This window comes from Agrilactobacillus fermenti (assembly GCF_021030645.1).
Lineage (GTDB): Bacteria > Bacillota > Bacilli > Lactobacillales > Lactobacillaceae > Agrilactobacillus > Agrilactobacillus fermenti.
In genome coordinates this window covers 54,322-70,712 of record NZ_JACGCJ010000009.1, presented here as the reverse complement: position 1 = coordinate 70,712, position 16,391 = coordinate 54,322, and the positions used below count along the sequence as shown (strand labels likewise).

At 40.3% G+C, this 16,391-nt stretch carries 16 protein-coding genes and 1 pseudogene; 12 read left to right on the top strand and 5 right to left on the bottom strand.

Features of this window, described 5'->3' with window-relative positions:
- Window positions 1-16 precede the first annotated feature (16 nt).
- On the bottom strand, window positions 17-1,042 hold the full coding sequence (locus FHQ08_RS04645) for a YeiH family protein (protein WP_230913228.1): 1,026 nt from the start codon (window positions 1,040-1,042) through the stop codon (window positions 17-19).
- Window positions 1,043-1,154: 112 nt separating this feature from the next.
- Here FHQ08_RS04645 and FHQ08_RS04640 point away from each other — a divergent pair, with 112 nt between their 5' ends.
- Window positions 1,155-1,982: a LysR family transcriptional regulator gene (locus FHQ08_RS04640; protein WP_230913227.1), complete on the top strand. Its 828-nt coding sequence runs from the start codon at window positions 1,155-1,157 to the stop codon at window positions 1,980-1,982.
- Window positions 1,983-2,382: 400 nt separating this feature from the next.
- On the opposite strand, the pseudogene FHQ08_RS04635 reads toward FHQ08_RS04640, so the two are convergent.
- Window positions 2,383-3,279, bottom strand: a pseudogene (locus FHQ08_RS04635) (SDR family oxidoreductase).
- A 264-nt stretch (window positions 3,280-3,543) separates the two neighbouring features.
- Between FHQ08_RS04635 and FHQ08_RS04630 the strand changes: the two are divergent.
- Window positions 3,544-4,377, top strand: a complete 834-nt coding sequence (locus FHQ08_RS04630; protein ID WP_230913226.1) for a glycosyltransferase family 8 protein — start codon at window positions 3,544-3,546, stop codon at window positions 4,375-4,377.
- Between the two features lie 336 nt (window positions 4,378-4,713).
- On the opposite strand, the gene FHQ08_RS04625 is transcribed toward FHQ08_RS04630, so the two are convergent.
- The gene (locus FHQ08_RS04625; protein WP_230913225.1) at window positions 4,714-5,646 is read right to left on the bottom strand and encodes an aldo/keto reductase; all 933 of its coding nucleotides are present in this window, start codon (window positions 5,644-5,646) and stop codon (window positions 4,714-4,716) included.
- Window positions 5,647-5,868: 222 nt separating this feature from the next.
- Here FHQ08_RS04625 and FHQ08_RS04620 point away from each other — a divergent pair, with 222 nt between their 5' ends.
- The 3 genes from FHQ08_RS04620 to FHQ08_RS04610 are packed head-to-tail and all read left to right on the top strand — an operon-like array spanning window position 5,869 to window position 10,498.
- Window positions 5,869-7,410, top strand: a complete 1,542-nt coding sequence (locus FHQ08_RS04620; RefSeq protein ID WP_230913224.1) for a Ppx/GppA phosphatase family protein — start codon at window positions 5,869-5,871, stop codon at window positions 7,408-7,410.
- Entirely contained in the window at window positions 7,407-9,545 is a 2,139-nt protein-coding gene (locus FHQ08_RS04615) for an RNA degradosome polyphosphate kinase (RefSeq protein ID WP_330166068.1), read from the top strand. Before FHQ08_RS04620 ends, FHQ08_RS04615 begins: the two co-directional genes overlap by 4 nt.
- Before the next feature lie 11 nt (window positions 9,546-9,556).
- Window positions 9,557-10,498 (top strand): Ppx/GppA family phosphatase, encoded by a 942-nt coding sequence (locus tag FHQ08_RS04610; RefSeq protein WP_230913223.1) that lies wholly within the window; start codon window positions 9,557-9,559, stop codon window positions 10,496-10,498.
- A gap of 148 nt (window positions 10,499-10,646) precedes the next feature.
- On the opposite strand, the gene FHQ08_RS04605 is transcribed toward FHQ08_RS04610, so the two are convergent.
- Complete coding sequence (locus FHQ08_RS04605) at window positions 10,647-11,159, bottom strand: YbhB/YbcL family Raf kinase inhibitor-like protein (RefSeq protein ID WP_230913222.1); 513 nt, start codon at window positions 11,157-11,159, stop codon at window positions 10,647-10,649.
- Window positions 11,160-11,285: 126 nt separating this feature from the next.
- On the opposite strand from FHQ08_RS04605, the gene FHQ08_RS04600 reads away from it, so the two are divergent.
- Complete coding sequence (locus tag FHQ08_RS04600; protein ID WP_230913221.1) at window positions 11,286-12,248, top strand: hypothetical protein; 963 nt, start codon at window positions 11,286-11,288, stop codon at window positions 12,246-12,248.
- Window positions 12,249-12,366: 118 nt separating this feature from the next.
- Here the strand turns inward: FHQ08_RS04600 and FHQ08_RS04595 are convergent, their stop codons facing one another.
- Entirely contained in the window at window positions 12,367-12,510 is a 144-nt protein-coding gene (locus tag FHQ08_RS04595; protein WP_230913220.1) for a hypothetical protein, read from the bottom strand.
- 75 nt (window positions 12,511-12,585) lie between these two features.
- On the opposite strand from FHQ08_RS04595, the gene FHQ08_RS04590 reads away from it, so the two are divergent.
- The 6 genes from FHQ08_RS04590 to FHQ08_RS04565 all read left to right on the top strand — a co-directional run bounded on the left by FHQ08_RS04590 (window position 12,586) and on the right by FHQ08_RS04565 (window position 16,381).
- Window positions 12,586-13,272 carry an NAD-dependent protein deacylase gene (locus FHQ08_RS04590; protein WP_230913219.1) on the top strand — a complete coding sequence of 229 codons (687 nt, stop codon included), beginning with the start codon at window positions 12,586-12,588 and terminating at the stop codon, window positions 13,270-13,272.
- Window positions 13,273-13,294: 22 nt separating this feature from the next.
- Window positions 13,295-13,897, top strand: a complete 603-nt coding sequence (locus FHQ08_RS04585; protein ID WP_230913218.1) for a TMEM175 family protein — start codon at window positions 13,295-13,297, stop codon at window positions 13,895-13,897.
- Between the two features lie 5 nt (window positions 13,898-13,902).
- On the top strand, window positions 13,903-14,181 hold the full coding sequence (locus FHQ08_RS04580) for a chorismate mutase (RefSeq protein WP_230913217.1): 279 nt from the start codon (window positions 13,903-13,905) through the stop codon (window positions 14,179-14,181).
- Between the two features lie 26 nt (window positions 14,182-14,207).
- Window positions 14,208-14,969, top strand: a complete 762-nt coding sequence (locus tag FHQ08_RS04575; protein ID WP_230913216.1) for a flavodoxin family protein — start codon at window positions 14,208-14,210, stop codon at window positions 14,967-14,969.
- A 66-nt stretch (window positions 14,970-15,035) separates the two neighbouring features.
- On the top strand, window positions 15,036-15,554 hold the full coding sequence (locus FHQ08_RS04570) for an NUDIX hydrolase (RefSeq protein ID WP_230913215.1): 519 nt from the start codon (window positions 15,036-15,038) through the stop codon (window positions 15,552-15,554).
- A complete protein-coding gene (locus FHQ08_RS04565; protein ID WP_230913214.1) occupies window positions 15,551-16,381 on the top strand; it encodes a DUF72 domain-containing protein in 831 nt (276 codons plus the stop codon). Before FHQ08_RS04570 ends, FHQ08_RS04565 begins: the two co-directional genes overlap by 4 nt.
- Window positions 16,382-16,391: the final 10 nt, after the last annotated feature.

Genomic DNA, 16,391 nt, shown 5'->3' with positions numbered 1-16,391 from the left:
GTGTGTCGCTAAGGCATCAAGCGTGAAATAGTAATCCAATTAAAATGAGAGCAGCGACAACTTGAATGGTGCCAACACCGAAACCGTAGAGGGCAAATTTTTTTCCGGCCTTGAGAAAAGCCGCAACGTTAAGACGTAGACCAATGGCAGCTAAGGCGATAATTTCAAACCAAGAACTCAAACTATGTGCCCCATAGCTGACGAAGTTTGGCAGGGTGGCTAGGCTGTTAATGCCACAAAAGATCAAGAAGCCAGCGACGTACCAAGGCAGCCATTTACCTTTACTTTTAGGGCTAGCATTGCCGCTGATGATGGCATCTGTTTCTACTTGAGCTTGTAATTGTTTTTGATGCATGCGGCCAAAAATAAAGACGACAAAAACCAGCATCATGATGCGCATGATCTTAAATAGTGTCGCAAATTGGACAGTTGCTTGGTTGATCATGCTGGCACTGGCAACGACTTGGCCTACGGATTGCAATGTGCCGCCGATCAGAGCACCCTTAAGTACAAAATTATGACCATAAAATAAAATACCAATGAATGGTAAGGTCAACATCAAGATCGTGCCTAGTAAGTTGACTAGGGTAATGACCATACCCTTATCATCTTCATCAGCTTCGATCACTGGTGAGATTGATGCGATAGCGCTGGAACCACAGACAGCGTTACCCCCGGCCATCATTAAAGTGACACCTTCACCAAAGCCCAGCTTGCGGCCAATAAAAATAGCACCGATGACGGTGATCGCCATTTGGAAAACAATGAATATCACACCGTGCCAACCAATATGGGTGATGGTTTGGACGGTGATTGTTGCCCCTAGTAGCATGACTGAATATTCAAGTAGTTTACTTTCAGAAAATTTAGTTCCTGCTTGTAAGATTGGTTGTTTCAAAATAGTATTGCCTAGTACAATACCAAGTAGGATGGCAATTGTAGCTGCCCCAAGGTTCGGCAAGAATTTCGCCACGATTTGAGCAAAAATTGCAACTAGTAAACTTACCAATAATCCTGGCAATACGACGCGTATTTTTTTCATAAATGATCCTCCGTTTAGTTGATATTAGTAGTTTAGCAAAGATGTTTTCATTGCGGAAATAAATAATTGTGATAGATTATATTATGTAGTGTAATAGAAAGCCGGGGAAAGCATGTTTAATCAATTACGCACTTTTAAAACCGTCTTTGAAACACAAAATTTTTCGTTGGCTGCTAAAACCTTATTTATCGCACAACCGACTGTTTCGGTGCATATCCAACAATTAGAAAAACAATTTGGACAAAAATTATTTGAGCGCAGTGGGCGTCGGGACGTTTACCCAACAAATGCAGGCAAAATTCTTTATGAACGGGTCAATCGGTTATTAGATGATTGGCAAAGTATTGATGACGCCATGCAGCAGGAGATTCCAAGTGAGAAAACCAAGGTTAGAATTGGAGCTTCGCACACGACCGCTATCTATGTATTGCCTAAAATCGTTTATAAATTAAGTGAAACGATGCCGAATGTTGAATTAACGATCCACATGGCTAATTCAGAAACCATCTTGCAGCAAATCAAGCAGCATGAATTGGATTTTGGCTTGATTGAAAAGCCCATTGTTGAAGCTGGCGTCAAGCGTAACGATTATGGCCTGGATCAATTGGTGTTGGCTGGAGATAAAGAGAGCCAGATCTGGTTGGTACGTGAAGCTGGGTCGGGTGTTGGGCACTTTACGCGTGCTTATTTACAAGAGAAGGATATTCAGCCTAAGCAGATTATGTATGTGAATAGCAATGAATTGATCGTGCAGCTATTGAAGCAGGGGTTTGGTAAAACCATTCTTTCTAAGCAGGCTGTACCGCACAATGTGAAACAAGTTCGCTTATCAGACAAGTACCAACGCCATTTTTATTTGCTCAGCCGGGGACATCTGAGTGAGGAATTAGCGAATATTGAGAAACATATTTTAGCCTGGCAAGCTGAAGTTTTAGCATAAGAGAGTGTGACAAAAAGCACTCAGCGGCCGAGCACTAACAAGAATTAGGACAAATGGTGAATTTACCATTTGAGGAATTCACAGTTAGGTGAGGGCGTTGCTTTTTGGAACACGTTTAAGTAGCGGGTTACAAAAGTTGTTTAGTGACTGAGTATGACTAAAAGTTTAAATGCTACATGAGAAAAAGCGCGTCGAAACAAGTGAACTTTTGTTTCGACGCGCTCTTTTTGAACGCTAAATATTTGTGTTAGTGCTCCGAAGCTGACCACCCTTTGTCACGCTCTAAACGCGTTCATGAAGCAAACTTTGTCACCTAACCCTAATTATTTGCTGAAGCTGGCGCTTCATCTGCATAATTTGTGTTAGTGTTCCAAAGCTGACCTGCTTCACTCACGCTCTGTTATAAATTAATGGGTTCACCGCCGGTCACGCCGTAAATTTGACCGGTAACATAACTGGCATCATCTGAAGCTAAGAACGTGTAAACAGGCGCTAATTCCACGGGTTGACCTGCACGTTTTAACACAGAATCTTGCCCAAATTCAGGAATAGCATCTTGTGGTTGACCCCGATCCAATTGTAGTGGTGTCCAAATCGGGCCAGGAGCAACACCGTTAACGCGAATGCCGTCTTCGCCTAATTCTTAGGCTAAATTGATGGTGAAATTACTAATGGCTGCCTTAGAAGCGGCGTAATCCATAAGATGTACACTTGGATTGAAGCCTTGCACAGAAGTTGTGGTAATAATGGCGCTGCCTGGTTTTAAGTGGGGCTTGGCAGCTTTGACTAAGGCAAACATAGCCACGATATTGACTAGGAAAGTATCTTTAACTTGTTGAATATCGAGTTCGGTAATTTTTTTGCGAGATAGTTGTTGCGCTGCATTTAGCACTAAGATGTCTAAACCACCCAACTCATCAACTACTTGGTCGATTAGTCCATCGATGCCGTCCTCATCACGGAAATCATAAGGTAAAAGTAATGCCTTACGACCCTCGTTTTCAATCGCAGTTTTAACTTCTTGGGCATCTGCTTCTTCGCCAGGTAAATACTGAATGGCAACATCGGCGCCTTCCTTAGCATAGGCAATGGCGGCTGCTCGGCCAATTCCTGAATCGCCACCAGTCACAAATGCACGGCGGTTTAAGAGCTTTTCATGGCCTTGATAAGTTGACTCACCACAATCAGGAACAGGGGTCATCTTTTGCTGTAATGCAGGTGCCTCTTGGTCCTGTTTTTCGAAAGAATCACTATAGAACATGGTCCGCGGATCGGTTAGCTTACGATTTTCTGTCATTGAAAAACCTCCTAATATTTGGAATAGGTCCAGCATAACTGAATCAATGACTTTATAGAAAAAAGACGTTTACATCAGCGGAAACTTGCTAGGCTAAGCGACTTTTAAAATAAAATAATAAATAATATGCGTTTTTAATAAATAAATATACTTATGTTATTTTATAGAATTCCTTTATTACCAAAGGGTTATTCAGGATGATTTCGAGTTTTATGGCGAATCAGGTTTAATTAGATTAGAAATTACTTAGGAGGCTGATTAGAAATGAAACCAATCGCAATACTTACTGCCGTGAACTCCGGATTCCTACCCCAACTGAAGACGTTATACTACTCAATTATTAGCAATAACCCTAATCCATTAATTTTTTATACGGTCACTAATGATTTGACCACTGCTGATGTGAAACACTTGCAATCTGTTTTTAAGCAGCCAAATGTTACTTTAGAATTTGTAGAATTGAGTACAGCTTGTTTTGGTAATGTCAGCACAAGTTACCGGATTCCCAAGACAGCTTACTATCGGATCTTTATGGATAAAATTTTACAAGATCAGTCTTTAGAACGTGTTCTATACTTAGATGCGGACATCATCAACCATCAGTCGCTGCAGCCGCTGTTTGAAATGGACTTAGGTGATAAGATCATTGGGGCTGTTGAAGATGCCGGCTATCTGGAGCGTTTTGAGAAAATGCAATTGACAGAAGCTATTGGTCATCGTTACTTCAATTCTGGAGTCTTGTTGGTGGACTTGAAGAAGTGGCGTAAACATAATATTAGTGATCGGGTCATCGAATTTGCACAAGAAAATGCCGATAAATGTAAATATCACGATCAAGATGCGCTAAATGCGATTTTGTATGATCAATGGTACTATTTGCATCCGCGCTATAATGCCCAGACGAATCTCTTGATTGACGCGGTGGAACCAGAAGATCAACAAATGGCGATTCAAATCAAAGAAGCAATGGCTCATCCAGCATTAATTCATTGCTGCGGTCATATCAAACCATGGCATAAAGAATATGAATTTCAAGACATTCAAGATATTTATTATCAATATGCGCAACCTGATCAAGGCCAGCTTGACGTCAGTTAACGTTTGCCTACGCTTTTACTTTAAGAAATAACATCGTTTAGAGCCACATAGGAGGATAGGTACGATCTGGAAACCAGATTGGCCTGTTTTTTGTTTTAAAGGGATTACTTTTTTTACTAAAATTTGATTTTAAATCATGTGCAACTAAACAATCGGGGCCGGAACAAAACTAATGTTTTGTCTACGACCCCGATTATTTCACGAACGATTGTATCTTAAACGTGTTCCAAAAGGCAACGACTTCGCCTAACATCGCATGTCTCAAATGGAAAGTTCACCATTTATCGTCATTCTTGTTAGTGTTCCGAAGCTAACCACCCTTCGTCACACTCTGATTTATGGTAAATCATTTCCAGCGGCATAATACAGGTTATACCATTCTTGAGCAGTTAATTTAACTTGATCGCCTTCTGCAATTTGTGCTAAGCGTTTAGGATTCATTGTCCCAGCGATGACTTGAATGCTGCCTGGGATTCTAAGGATCCAAGCTGTTGCAATTGCATTTTTATTAGTGTGGTACTTATTAGCTAATTGCTGCAGCAATTCATTGAGTTCAGGAAATTTTGGATTATCGATAAATACGCCAGCAAAGAAGCCATATTGGAAAGGACTCCAAGATTGAATGGTCATTTGTTTGAGGCGAGAGTATTCTAAAATACTACCATCATGGTTGACTGAACGGTCGTCAGTCATATTCACGTGCATGCCAAAATCAATCATGCCGGTATGCATCAAACTTAATTGGAGTTGGTTTGCGACCAATTTAGTATCCAGTGCAGATTGAACTAATTCAACTTGTAACGGATTAAAATTAGAAACACCAAAGCGCCGAACTTTGCCTTCATTTTGCAAAATATTAAAAGCTTCAGCTACTTCTTCAGGCTCCATCAAGGGATCTGGCCGATGTAATAATAAAATGTCGATGTAGTCTAACCCCATACGTTGTAGACTGCCATTGACGGATTGCAAAATATGATCCTTAGTAAAATCATAACGCTTATCTGTTTGCGTATCTTTATTAATACCCACCTTTGTTTGAACAACGATGTCTTCTCGGGCAAGCTTTGAGAGTTTTAATGCTTCACCAAAACGTCTTTCAGCTTCACCGTTGGTGTAGACATCAGCATTGTCAAAAAAGTCGATGCCATTGTCAAAGGCTGCTTTAAGTAAATCTGCAATTTCAGTGGCGCTGTGTTCAGGAGAACGCATGAGTCCTAATCCAATACGTGATGCCAGTAGGTCACTATGACCAATATTTGTTTTCTGCATAATAGTTTTACCTCCAATAATTATAGTTTATCATGAAAATCAATAAACAAAACGTTGATCGAAAATTAACGTTAAATCATGGTAAAATAAAGGTATAGAGCAATCTGAAGCGTTGGTAAGGTGGTGCGGTATCCAGAGGTCGGCAACACAGGGTTGGTCTTGCCTTGACCTCGTCTGAAATACGATATAACGCATATAGATAGAAACGGGAGTGTTACAAGAATGGCCCAGAATCAAAGATTATTTGCAGTAATTGTCATCGGCGGTCAAAATATTTTTTTACAAGTCGTGGACCAAAAAAATTTACAGATCATAGAAAACACGAAGTATGATATTGACTTAGGTGAAGATGTCTTTTCCGTACAAGTCATTCACAGCAAAACAGTTAATGAGATCACCGCAGCCTTGTTGCGTATCAAACAGCTGTTAGATGATTATCAGATTCATGATTATGAAGCTTTTGCGACGCATTCGTTTCATGAGGCGGATAATGCTGAGTTTGTGCGGGAACAGCTCAGTGAACGTACGGGCTTTTATTTGAAATGGTTGAGTCAGAGCCAAGAAGCGTTATACCGCAACCAAGCAACGTTAACTTATATGGCTAATTTTCCTAAAATTATTAAGAAAAGTGCCTTATTGATTGATATTAGTTCCGGCAGCGTGGAATTGACTGCTTACCGGGCAGGTAAATTTGTTTTTTCGCGCAATCTTAAGTTAGGACCGCTGCGTGTCTACGAAGTTATGCGTGATATGAAGGATAAAGTGCCTAATTTTGTAGAAGTATTAAGAGATTATGTATCTAGTCAATTGGTAGACTTTGTCAGATTATCACCCAGTTCAGGGCCTTTTGACAACGTAATCTTGATGGGATCGGCAATTTCGATTTTTGAACCCATGATTCAAACAACGGACAGAACGGTACAATTAACAATCAATGAGTTTCAGGATCTTTACGATCGAATGATTCATGGCAGCGATCAATATTTGATCAAACACTTTCAACTTGAAAGTGATGATGTACCTCAAGTACTGCCGGTAATGGTCTTATTAAAGCAACTGTTAAGCTATTATGATATTCAAGATATCTGGGTGGCAGCTTTGAAATTGGTTGATGGTATCGCGGTGGATATGGTGGAACGTCGGCGTAAATCACCACAAAAAACCGCTTTACAAAATGAACAGATCTTGACTTCAGCTCAGAACTTGGCTCGGCGTTATCAAGTGGAACCCAAACATCAGCAATTTGTGGCAGATATCAGTTTGAAGCTATTTGACCGGTTGAAGAAAATCCACGGACTTAATCAGCGAGATCGATTATTATTACAAATTGCGGCGATGGTGGAGGATGTGGGGACCTATATTAATAACCACAACCACTATGCCCATTCTGACTATATTATCCAGCACTCAGAGATTTTGGGGCTATCAGAGCCTGAATTGACAATGGTTGGTGCCATTGCCCGCTACCATAGTGTCAATACCCCCTCAGCAGAATTGAGCCGCTTTGATGAACTACCCATTCAATTACGTATGACCATTGCTAAATTAACGGCAATATTACGTTTGGCAGATGCTTTGGATGATAGTCGTCAGCAAAAAATCAAATCAATCAGTGTTTCTTTGAAACAGCCGACTAAATTAATAATCACAGCAGTAGCTAATGATGATATTGAACTTGAAAAATGGACATTTAAACGCAAAGGGGAGTTCTTTGAAGATGTCTTCGGCTTGGAACCAATTTTGAAAGGACGCGTGCAAATATGAAATTTTCGGAACCTAAGTATTTTTACAACCGTGAGTTGAGCTGGTTGGACTTTAATGATCGTGTCTTAGAGGAAGCACGAACTAAAGAAAACCCTTTGTTAGAGCGCCTGCGTTTTTTAGGCATCACTCAGAGTAATCTGGATGAATTTTTTAATATCCGGGTGGCTTCACTGCACAAGATGCTTTCAGTAGGGTATCAAGGGACAGATGCTTCGGGCTTAACACCAGAGGTTCAATTAGCCAAAATATCAGAAAAAACCCATGACATGGTGGATAAGCAATACACCACGCTGTTACGGTCTTTATTACCACAGCTTGCCAATGAAGGGATCAATTTAATTCGGTTTACCGATTTGACAACGAAGCAAAAAGACTATGTGGCGGATTATTTCCATCAAAATCTATATCCGGTATTGACCTCGATGGCTGTTGATGTTTCACGACCTTTCCCATTTATTGCCAATAATACATTAAATATTGCTTTACGGATCTACAAACCTGGTGATAAAAAAGACAAGTCCTTTGCGACGGTTCAGGTGCCTGATGTTTTTCCACGAGTTATTAAATTACCGGGTGCAGAAAATACATTCATCTTACAAGAAGAGATCATCAAACATTATATGTCGGAGTTATTTGTGGGCTTTGATGTGAAAGAAATGGCTTGTTTCCGAGTTATTAGGGATATGGACATGGATGTTGCCGATGAAGATACATCTGATTTGTTAAAAGAAATTGAGCATGAGATCAAAAAACGCGAACGTGGTAAGGCTATGCGTTTAGAGATCGAAGCCGATATGAGCAAACACTTGCGGCGACGGCTGGTTAAAGAATTAGACCTCGCAGAAGCTGATATTTATCCAGTCAAAGGCCCGATTGACCTAACCTTTGTCAGCAAATTGATCAAGCAAGTGACGGGCAAAAATGAGCTGTTATATCCGCCATTTGAACCGTATTATCCAACAAAATTGCGACACAAAAATTTATTTAATGAGATTGCGCAACACGATATTTTTGTAGATCATCCCTATGATTCTTTCCAGCCAATTGTTGACTTTATCAAGCAATCGGCTGAGGATCCGAATGTACTAGCTATTAAAATGACGCTGTATCGGGTGTCTTCCCAATCACCAATTATTAAATATTTGAAACGGGCAGCCGAAAATGGCAAACAAGTCACTGTCTTGGTTGAATTAAAAGCCCGTTTTGATGAAGAGAATAATGTTCATTGGGCACAGGAATTGGAAAAGGCTGGCTGTCATGTCATTTATGGGTTAGTGGGTTTAAAGACCCATTGTAAGTTGACTTTGGTTGTCCGCAAAGAGGAAAATGGGATTCGGCGTTATATGCATATGGCTACCGGAAATTACAATGATGTTACTGCTCGACTTTACACCGATATGGGGCTGTTTACTGCAAATCAGGAGATGGGGATCGATGCTTCTAATATCTTCAATATGCTTTCCGGATTTTCTGAGCCTCCATTTTTTCATAAGATGGTTATTTCGCCGGAAGGTATCCGCGATTTCTTAATGGCTCGTGTGGATGATGAGATTGCCAATGTTAAAGCTGGTAAGAAGGGACTTATTCAGATTAAAGTTAATTCACTATCAGATACCAAAATGATCAAAAAATTGTATGAAGCTAGTGCAGCTGGGGTTAAAGTGCATTTGGTCGTTAGAGGTATCTGTAATTTGAAAGTCGGTATTCCCAAAGTCAGTGAAAATATTACGGTACATTCTATTGTCGGTCGTTTTTTAGAGCATAGTCGTATTTACTATTTCTATGCGGATGGGGCAGAACAGGTCTTCTTATCTAGTGCTGATTTGATGAACCGTAACCTTAGCCGACGCGTAGAGTTGCTGTTTCCAATATTGCAAGATAACATTCGGCGACAGATCATTCATATTTATGATATTCTGTGGCGGGATAATATTAAGACCCGTGTTTTACAAGCGGATGGCACATGGACGCATGTGGATCGTCGTGGACTTGAAAGTTTGGATGCTCAAGACTATCTTCTCGTTCATCGCCAAGCCTTGGCGGACAAGCTTTGCACTGCTGAAACGACCGTTAAAACACCGCAAGATAGCAAAAATAGACGGCAGTTTATACCAATTACAAGGCAACCAGAATAGGTGGGAAAAGGATGGAACATTTTGGTGTAATCGATTTGGGCTCCAACTCAGCCCGGCTAACAGTCACTGAAATCAGTGATGATGGCACAACTAAAAAAATTATTGAAGAAAAAGAGCCAGTACGATTATCAGAAAACATGGGGCCAGAAAAAGAACTTAAGCAGCCGGCGATGGAGCGGACGTTGACAACGTTAGAAAATTTTCGAAAATTATATAAGGACCTGCCCAAGCTGAATTTGCGTGCCGTTGCGACAGCAGCGACGCGAATGGCAGCCAATCAAAAAGAATTTTTGAAATTGGTCAAAAAAGAAGCTGATATTGACCTTGAAGTTATTACCGGGGCGATGGAAGCACACTATGATTATTTAGGCGTGATTAATTCTTTACCAGTGGTCAATGCGGTTTTGATGGATACTGGTGGTGCTAGTACAGAATTGATCCTTGTCCAAAATCGGCGTGCCGTGAATTTGATCAGTTTACCCTTAGGTTCTGTGAATTTATCTGAACGTTATCTTGAAAAAGATCTTGTCAGTGCTAGCAGCTTGTTCCAGCTTTTTACAGCTATGGAAAATCTATATAATGATATTTGGTGGCTTGACCGCGGTAAAAATTTACCGATTGTTGCTTTAGGTGGTTCCAACCGAACCTTGGCTAAAATCCAACGCCGCCGTGATAACTTCAAGCGTTATTGGGATATTCACGGCTTTCGCATGAGTGGCGCCCAGGTTAATGATATCTTTGATGAAGTGGTTTCTAAGGACCTGGCAGCAAGAAAAGATATTCCTGGACTGTCTAAAGAACGCGGCGATATCATTATTGGCGGCCTATCACCAGCAGTATTATTGCAGCGACATTTAGATTCTGATCGAATGATTTTCTCACAACAAGGACTGCGTGATGGTATTTTATATGAACATCTTAGCGACTTAGAAAATCAGGGTAAATTTTCATAAGTAGCCATAAATAAAGAGAGCGAGAATGCGACAAAGGGCGCTGTCTTTTGGAACACGTTTAAAATAAAATTGTTCGCAAAGAGAGCGACGGTGAAAACAAAACGTTAGTTTTGTTTCGCCCTCGCTCTCTTTATTAGTCTAATAACGATTAGTAGTTACGAGTATGATACCAAAGTTCCAATTTTTGTGATGCTAAGATATGTTGTTTCATAGCTCGATAAAGTTCGTTCATCCAGAATCCTGGCTGAAGATTTAATTTTTTATCCAAAGCATAGACAGTCAATGTATACGCATGATCCTTGTCAGGTGGGGCTGGATTAGCATAGTGCTGATTGATTTCAGGGTTATTGACACCAACATAAGCACCGGCAGTTGAGTTACGTCCTTGGATAAAGGGAATGACGCCACTGCGACTGGCATTTTCAGGAATTTCACGCGTATCCGCAGGAATGTCAGCAACGAGCCAATGGATCCAAGGGAATCCACCTACTGGAATCGCATCAAAATCGACCAATGTTAAGGCAAAAGATTGTGTGTCAACTGGGGGATTCGTAATATAAATTGGAAAGGAAATGGACTGCAAACTAGCATTGAGTGACTTGCCTGACTTGCCATAACGATCATCGAGATAATGGTCTTCAGTTGGGACAAGAATTTTCATAAATAGGCCTCCAATCAATTCTATTATAGCGAATTAATCAGTTTATTGCCTAGGTGAGGGTTACTTTTCTAAGTACTAAAAATGTTATACTATATTTAATATTAGGAATATATATAGGAGGCCATTATGACAGCTAATGAGTATGGTCCAGAAGTACAAAGTTTACTTAACGAAGTACAGGATAAATTTCCGGTGCCCATCACTGTAACCGTAACCGGGTCAGCGTCAGGTTTATTATTACATGACCAATCCCAACAAGTCGTGCATAAAGATGGTGCAATCGAAATCAAAGTTACGGATACGACCAATGTGGCCTATACATTATCTCATGAATTGCTGCACATGTTGATGGTGGCTCGTGGATTCAGTCAATTACAGTTTCCACTAACGAGTGGCAAGCCACAATTAGATGAACAAATGGGTGCTACAGCCACAGCTTTATATAATAGCGTGGCTCATGTGATCATCCAACAAGAGCAAACAAAACATCATTTGATCAATGAGACGGTGCAAAAAGAATTTTTAGATGGTTTTTATGCTAGCGTTCCAGCTGAGAATCCAAATAAGAACGAAGATAACTTGTTGATTTTTCGCATGCTAAGTTTGCTGGATGTGTTGGTGTTCACCCAAGGTGCGGATGCCACTTTAAAGAACACACTATTGTTAAAATATCCAGCTGCTTTTGAGTATGCCCAACAGCTATATGAAGTGCTAACTGCTAAGGCGTTGGATACACCTTTTGCTTTTCGACGAGCGGTGGTTAATTTGTTTAAAAAATTTGCTGAACTTACAGAAAGTTTAGGCTATGTGCCGATGAATCACCAGCAATTTGCAATTTTGACGCCGATCTTCAGCCAACGGCAATTACGTTTAGCTTTGCGACAAGTCGTAGAAGTCTTGCATACAGATTTTACAGAGCTCGCCAACAAACAAAAAGCCTATGTGGCGATGGGGAAAAATGACGGGCAAGCTGCTTTTATTTTACACAAAGTAGATCAAGACACTACGCCGGAGACTTTCCAGCATCTTTACGAGACGCCTTTACAAACAGTCTTAGAGCAAGAAGGTATTACCTACGCTGTCAGATAAATTGAGTGCGGCAAGAGGGATATAGCATCATTTGTAAAATAAATAGAGGTCAGAAACAAAATGATACGTTTGTTTCGACCTCAAGAATCAAATGTATGGGTAATTTGTGAATAACTAGTTAACGCCCACCAAAATGCATTTCAAAAGTATAAGGCAGTTGCTGTGATACCATGATAAATAGATGATAAACAATGACTAACAGTGCAATAAGCACGAAAAATAGGCATAAATAACTTAGATAATAAATAGCTGGATGCTTCATGGGCTCACTCCTTTACGGGGCTTATTATACACCAATTGTTTTAAATTTTTAGCATTAGAAAGCTGGGATTATCAGATGTTTGATTTGAAAAGCGCAATTAATTCAGCAAAACATGTCACATTTTTAACCGGTGCAGGCGTATCTACACCTTCAGGCATTCCAGATTACCGTTCTAAAAACGGACTCTATGCTGGCCATCAGAACCCAGAATATTTATTGAGTCATGAAAATTTACAACAACATCCAGATAGTTTTTATCAATTTGTGAAAGAAAATATGTATTTTCCTAAAGCCAAGCCCAATATTATTCACGAAAAAATGGCTGAAATCGCGAATCGCAAAGGGGACATTGTAACCCAAAATGTGGATGGTCTGCATACAAAAGCTGGGGCTGAAAATGTCATCGAATTCCATGGTAATCTGTATGATATCTATTGTCAGACTTGTCGCCAAAAGTTTGATTATCAGACCTATTTAAAAGATTATCATCATGCAGCAGACGGGGGTATTTTGCGTCCCAATATCGTTTTGTATGGCGAGCCGATCAATACGGACACGATCGAGGCAGCAGTGGCTGCGATTGCTCGGGCAGATTTGATCGTCGTTGTAGGGACTTCCTTTAGAGTTTATCCTTTTGCAGGATTGATCCAGTACCGGCAAGCAGATGCTAAGCTGGTCGCCGTGAATAAGGAGAAAGTCACTTTTAATTTGCCCGTCGAGATGATACAGGAGGATGCCCAAACCGTCTTTGCACAACTCTAATAAATTCATGAGGTGGAACAAGATGGGTAAGTCAAGAATTGAAGCATTTACAGATGCCATTATTGCAATTGTGATGACAATTATGGTTTTAGAGATCCATGCGCCAGAGACAAGCACGTTTAAGGGGCTTTGGGGCATTCGAGACTCATTAAGTATTTATGCTTTTAGCTTTTTTGTTTTAAGCGTTTATTGGATCAATCATCATCATTTGTTTTCAATTGTGCATAAAGTTAGTGGCCGGGTCATTTGGTTAAATATGATTTTGATGTTCTTTTTGAGCTTTTTTCCATTTACATCGGCTTGGGTTTTGGAAGGTGGCCATTTTGCCGCTAAAGCACCTGAATTAACTTATGGGACGGTAATTCTGCTAGCCAATATCATCTGGGCACTTATGGTTCAGGATCTGATTCGGGTCAATGGCAAACAATCATTGATTGGTAAGAGTTTAGGTGCAGATTATAATAAACCCTTTATTTCCATCGGAATGGCAGCCTTAGCGGTTGTCATCGGCATTTATGTACCGCTGGCGGTTTTTGCCATTGATGGATTGATGTTCTTGTTGTGGATTGTTCCAGAAAAAAGAATCGAACGTACGCTGCAAAATAATAAAAAAGAAGATGACTGAGCTTGTTGGATAAAGAACGTCAAAAGATTGATGCCATTGATCAAAAATTAGTTGCTTTATTGATAGAAAGGTTACAAGTTGGCGAACAAATTGCGCAAATTAAATTTGAACAGAAACTTGGCTTGACTGACATTATGCGTGAAAAAAATCTACTGGATGAATTGATGACACGGGTTGAAGATGAGCATCTGCGGCCTTATATCAAAGATTTATTTCGGGATATTCTGTTGGTTTCTAAGCAAGTCCAAGCCAAAAAAATCAAAGCATTACAGGATACGCAATAATATATTGCATTGGGAGTTAGACAATCATGAAGGTATTAGGTATTTTAGGCGCGCACAAGCGTCAGGGGTTGACGGGCCAATTATTGACGGAGATTCTTAAAGCCGTTCCAGAGACGGAAGAGACTGAGTTCTTATATTTGGAGGACTATGATATCAAGCCGCATACGAATCAGCCTAATCCGGTTTTGAATGAGTTGATCCAAAAATTGGCAGAAAGTGATGTTTGGGTCTTAGCTGCCCCGACTTATTGGGGCGGCCTAGCTGGGACAATGAAGAATTTCTTAGACTGTTTACGGCCTAAGTTAGTTTATCAAAAGAAGAATGGCGATACGATTCCAGGACCCTTCAAAAATAAGCATTATTTAAGTGTAACAAGTTGCTATAAAAGCACTTTAGAAAACTTTATCACAGGAGTCACAGACCCAACGTTTAAGACGATCGATACCGTTATGTCGGCGGCTGGTGTGATCAAAGTGGGTGAGTTAGTGTTACCAAATACATTTGATATGAAAACTTTACCACCGGCAAAAATCAAATTGTGTCATAAATGGGGACAAAAGATTGCCCGAAAGAAACGAAAGGATGATAGTACAGTGAAACGTTATATTCAGCTCTTCTTTATGATTGCTGTCATGGCTTTGGCCACAATGGGCATTCAAGTTCTTCTAGGCAGGGTATTGCCATTGACTAATTTCTTAGCAAATTACGTTTCGTTTGTCCTGATCTTTTTCATTTTATTGGCATCGATTTTACATTATGTCACTTTTGTGAAACATCGACGCCGCTAGAATAATTTAAGTTTGATATGGTAAGCTGGATTTTTTTAGATAGACCTGTAAGAAAGGCGGCTGTCAATGACGGATAAAAAAAGGCGATTAACTCTAGCTTTGATACTTCAAGACCAGCAAGCATTATTGTTGAATCGCTATAAAAAGCCATATATCGGCCAGTGGAATGGTATTGGCGGTAAAATTGAAGCTGGTGAAACGCCTGAATTAGGTGTGCAGCGAGAAATTTTTGAAGAAACGGGCATTGCCAAAGATGCTTATCAACTTGTAAATAATGGCTATATGGAATGGTTCGTTTCTGGCGTTTATCAGAACCGAATCTATTTATTTACGGCACGATTAAACACTGATTATCAATTGAAAACACCAGTTAACATGCGCGAAGGATTGCTAAATTTATTTCCACTAGATTGGGTTTTGCAGCCACAAAATTATGGGGTGATCGCCGATTTGAAAGCAGCTTATCCCTATATGATCAAAAATGAAGCGCATCGCTTTGTCACTGATTTTTCAGGCGACCAATTGGTTAAGTTTGCGATCGATGATACAGATTTTCAAAATGAAGCGGAAGTGCCATTACTATGATTACGATCGGCTTAACAACGTGGAATGAACACCAAAGTTTGATGCCAGAGAAAAAAGCGTTGACTTTACCAGAGTACGCCAGCTTTTTTCCTTGTGTGGAAGTAGACAGCCTTTATTATGGTTTGAAATCAGCACAGCAGTTTGCTAAATGGGGCGCGCAAGTCCCACAGCAATTCCAGTTTGTTTTTAAAGTACATAAACTTATGACGCTGCATGAAAATACGGAAGCGGCACATTTGAACCAGTTATTTCATGATTATCGACAAGCGGTCCAGCCGCTGGTCCGTTCCAACCAACTTAAAACGATTTTATTTCAATTTCCACCTTTTTTTGCTGTCTCAACGGAGCATGTTCGGTATTTGGTCAAAATTCGACAAGCTTTGCCGCAATTGCCTTTGACCGTGGAATTCCGCAACAACAGCTGGTACGATGCAAAATACGTGCAGCAAACCTTAGATTTGTTACAGCGCTTGAAAATAACACTGACGATTGTCGATGAACCTCAGACCCCGGCAAATAGTGTGCCTTATTATGAAACTATGACGAATCCAGAGCTGGTATTATTGCGCTTACATGGTCGTAATACGATGGGGTGGATGCATCAAGATGCCCAATGGCGCGGTAAACGGACGTTATATCGCTACAATCAGACAGAACTCAAGACCTTCGCTCAGACGGTTCAAAAATTTCAAGCCCAAGCCAAAGAGGTCTGTGTGATTTTCAATAATAATTCTGGTGGCGATGCGGCCGATAATGCGTTGAGTTTGCAAAAAATGTTAAAGCTTTCCTTTTCTGGATTGGCGCCCCGGCAAATGGGGTTGTTCTAAGAATATTGTG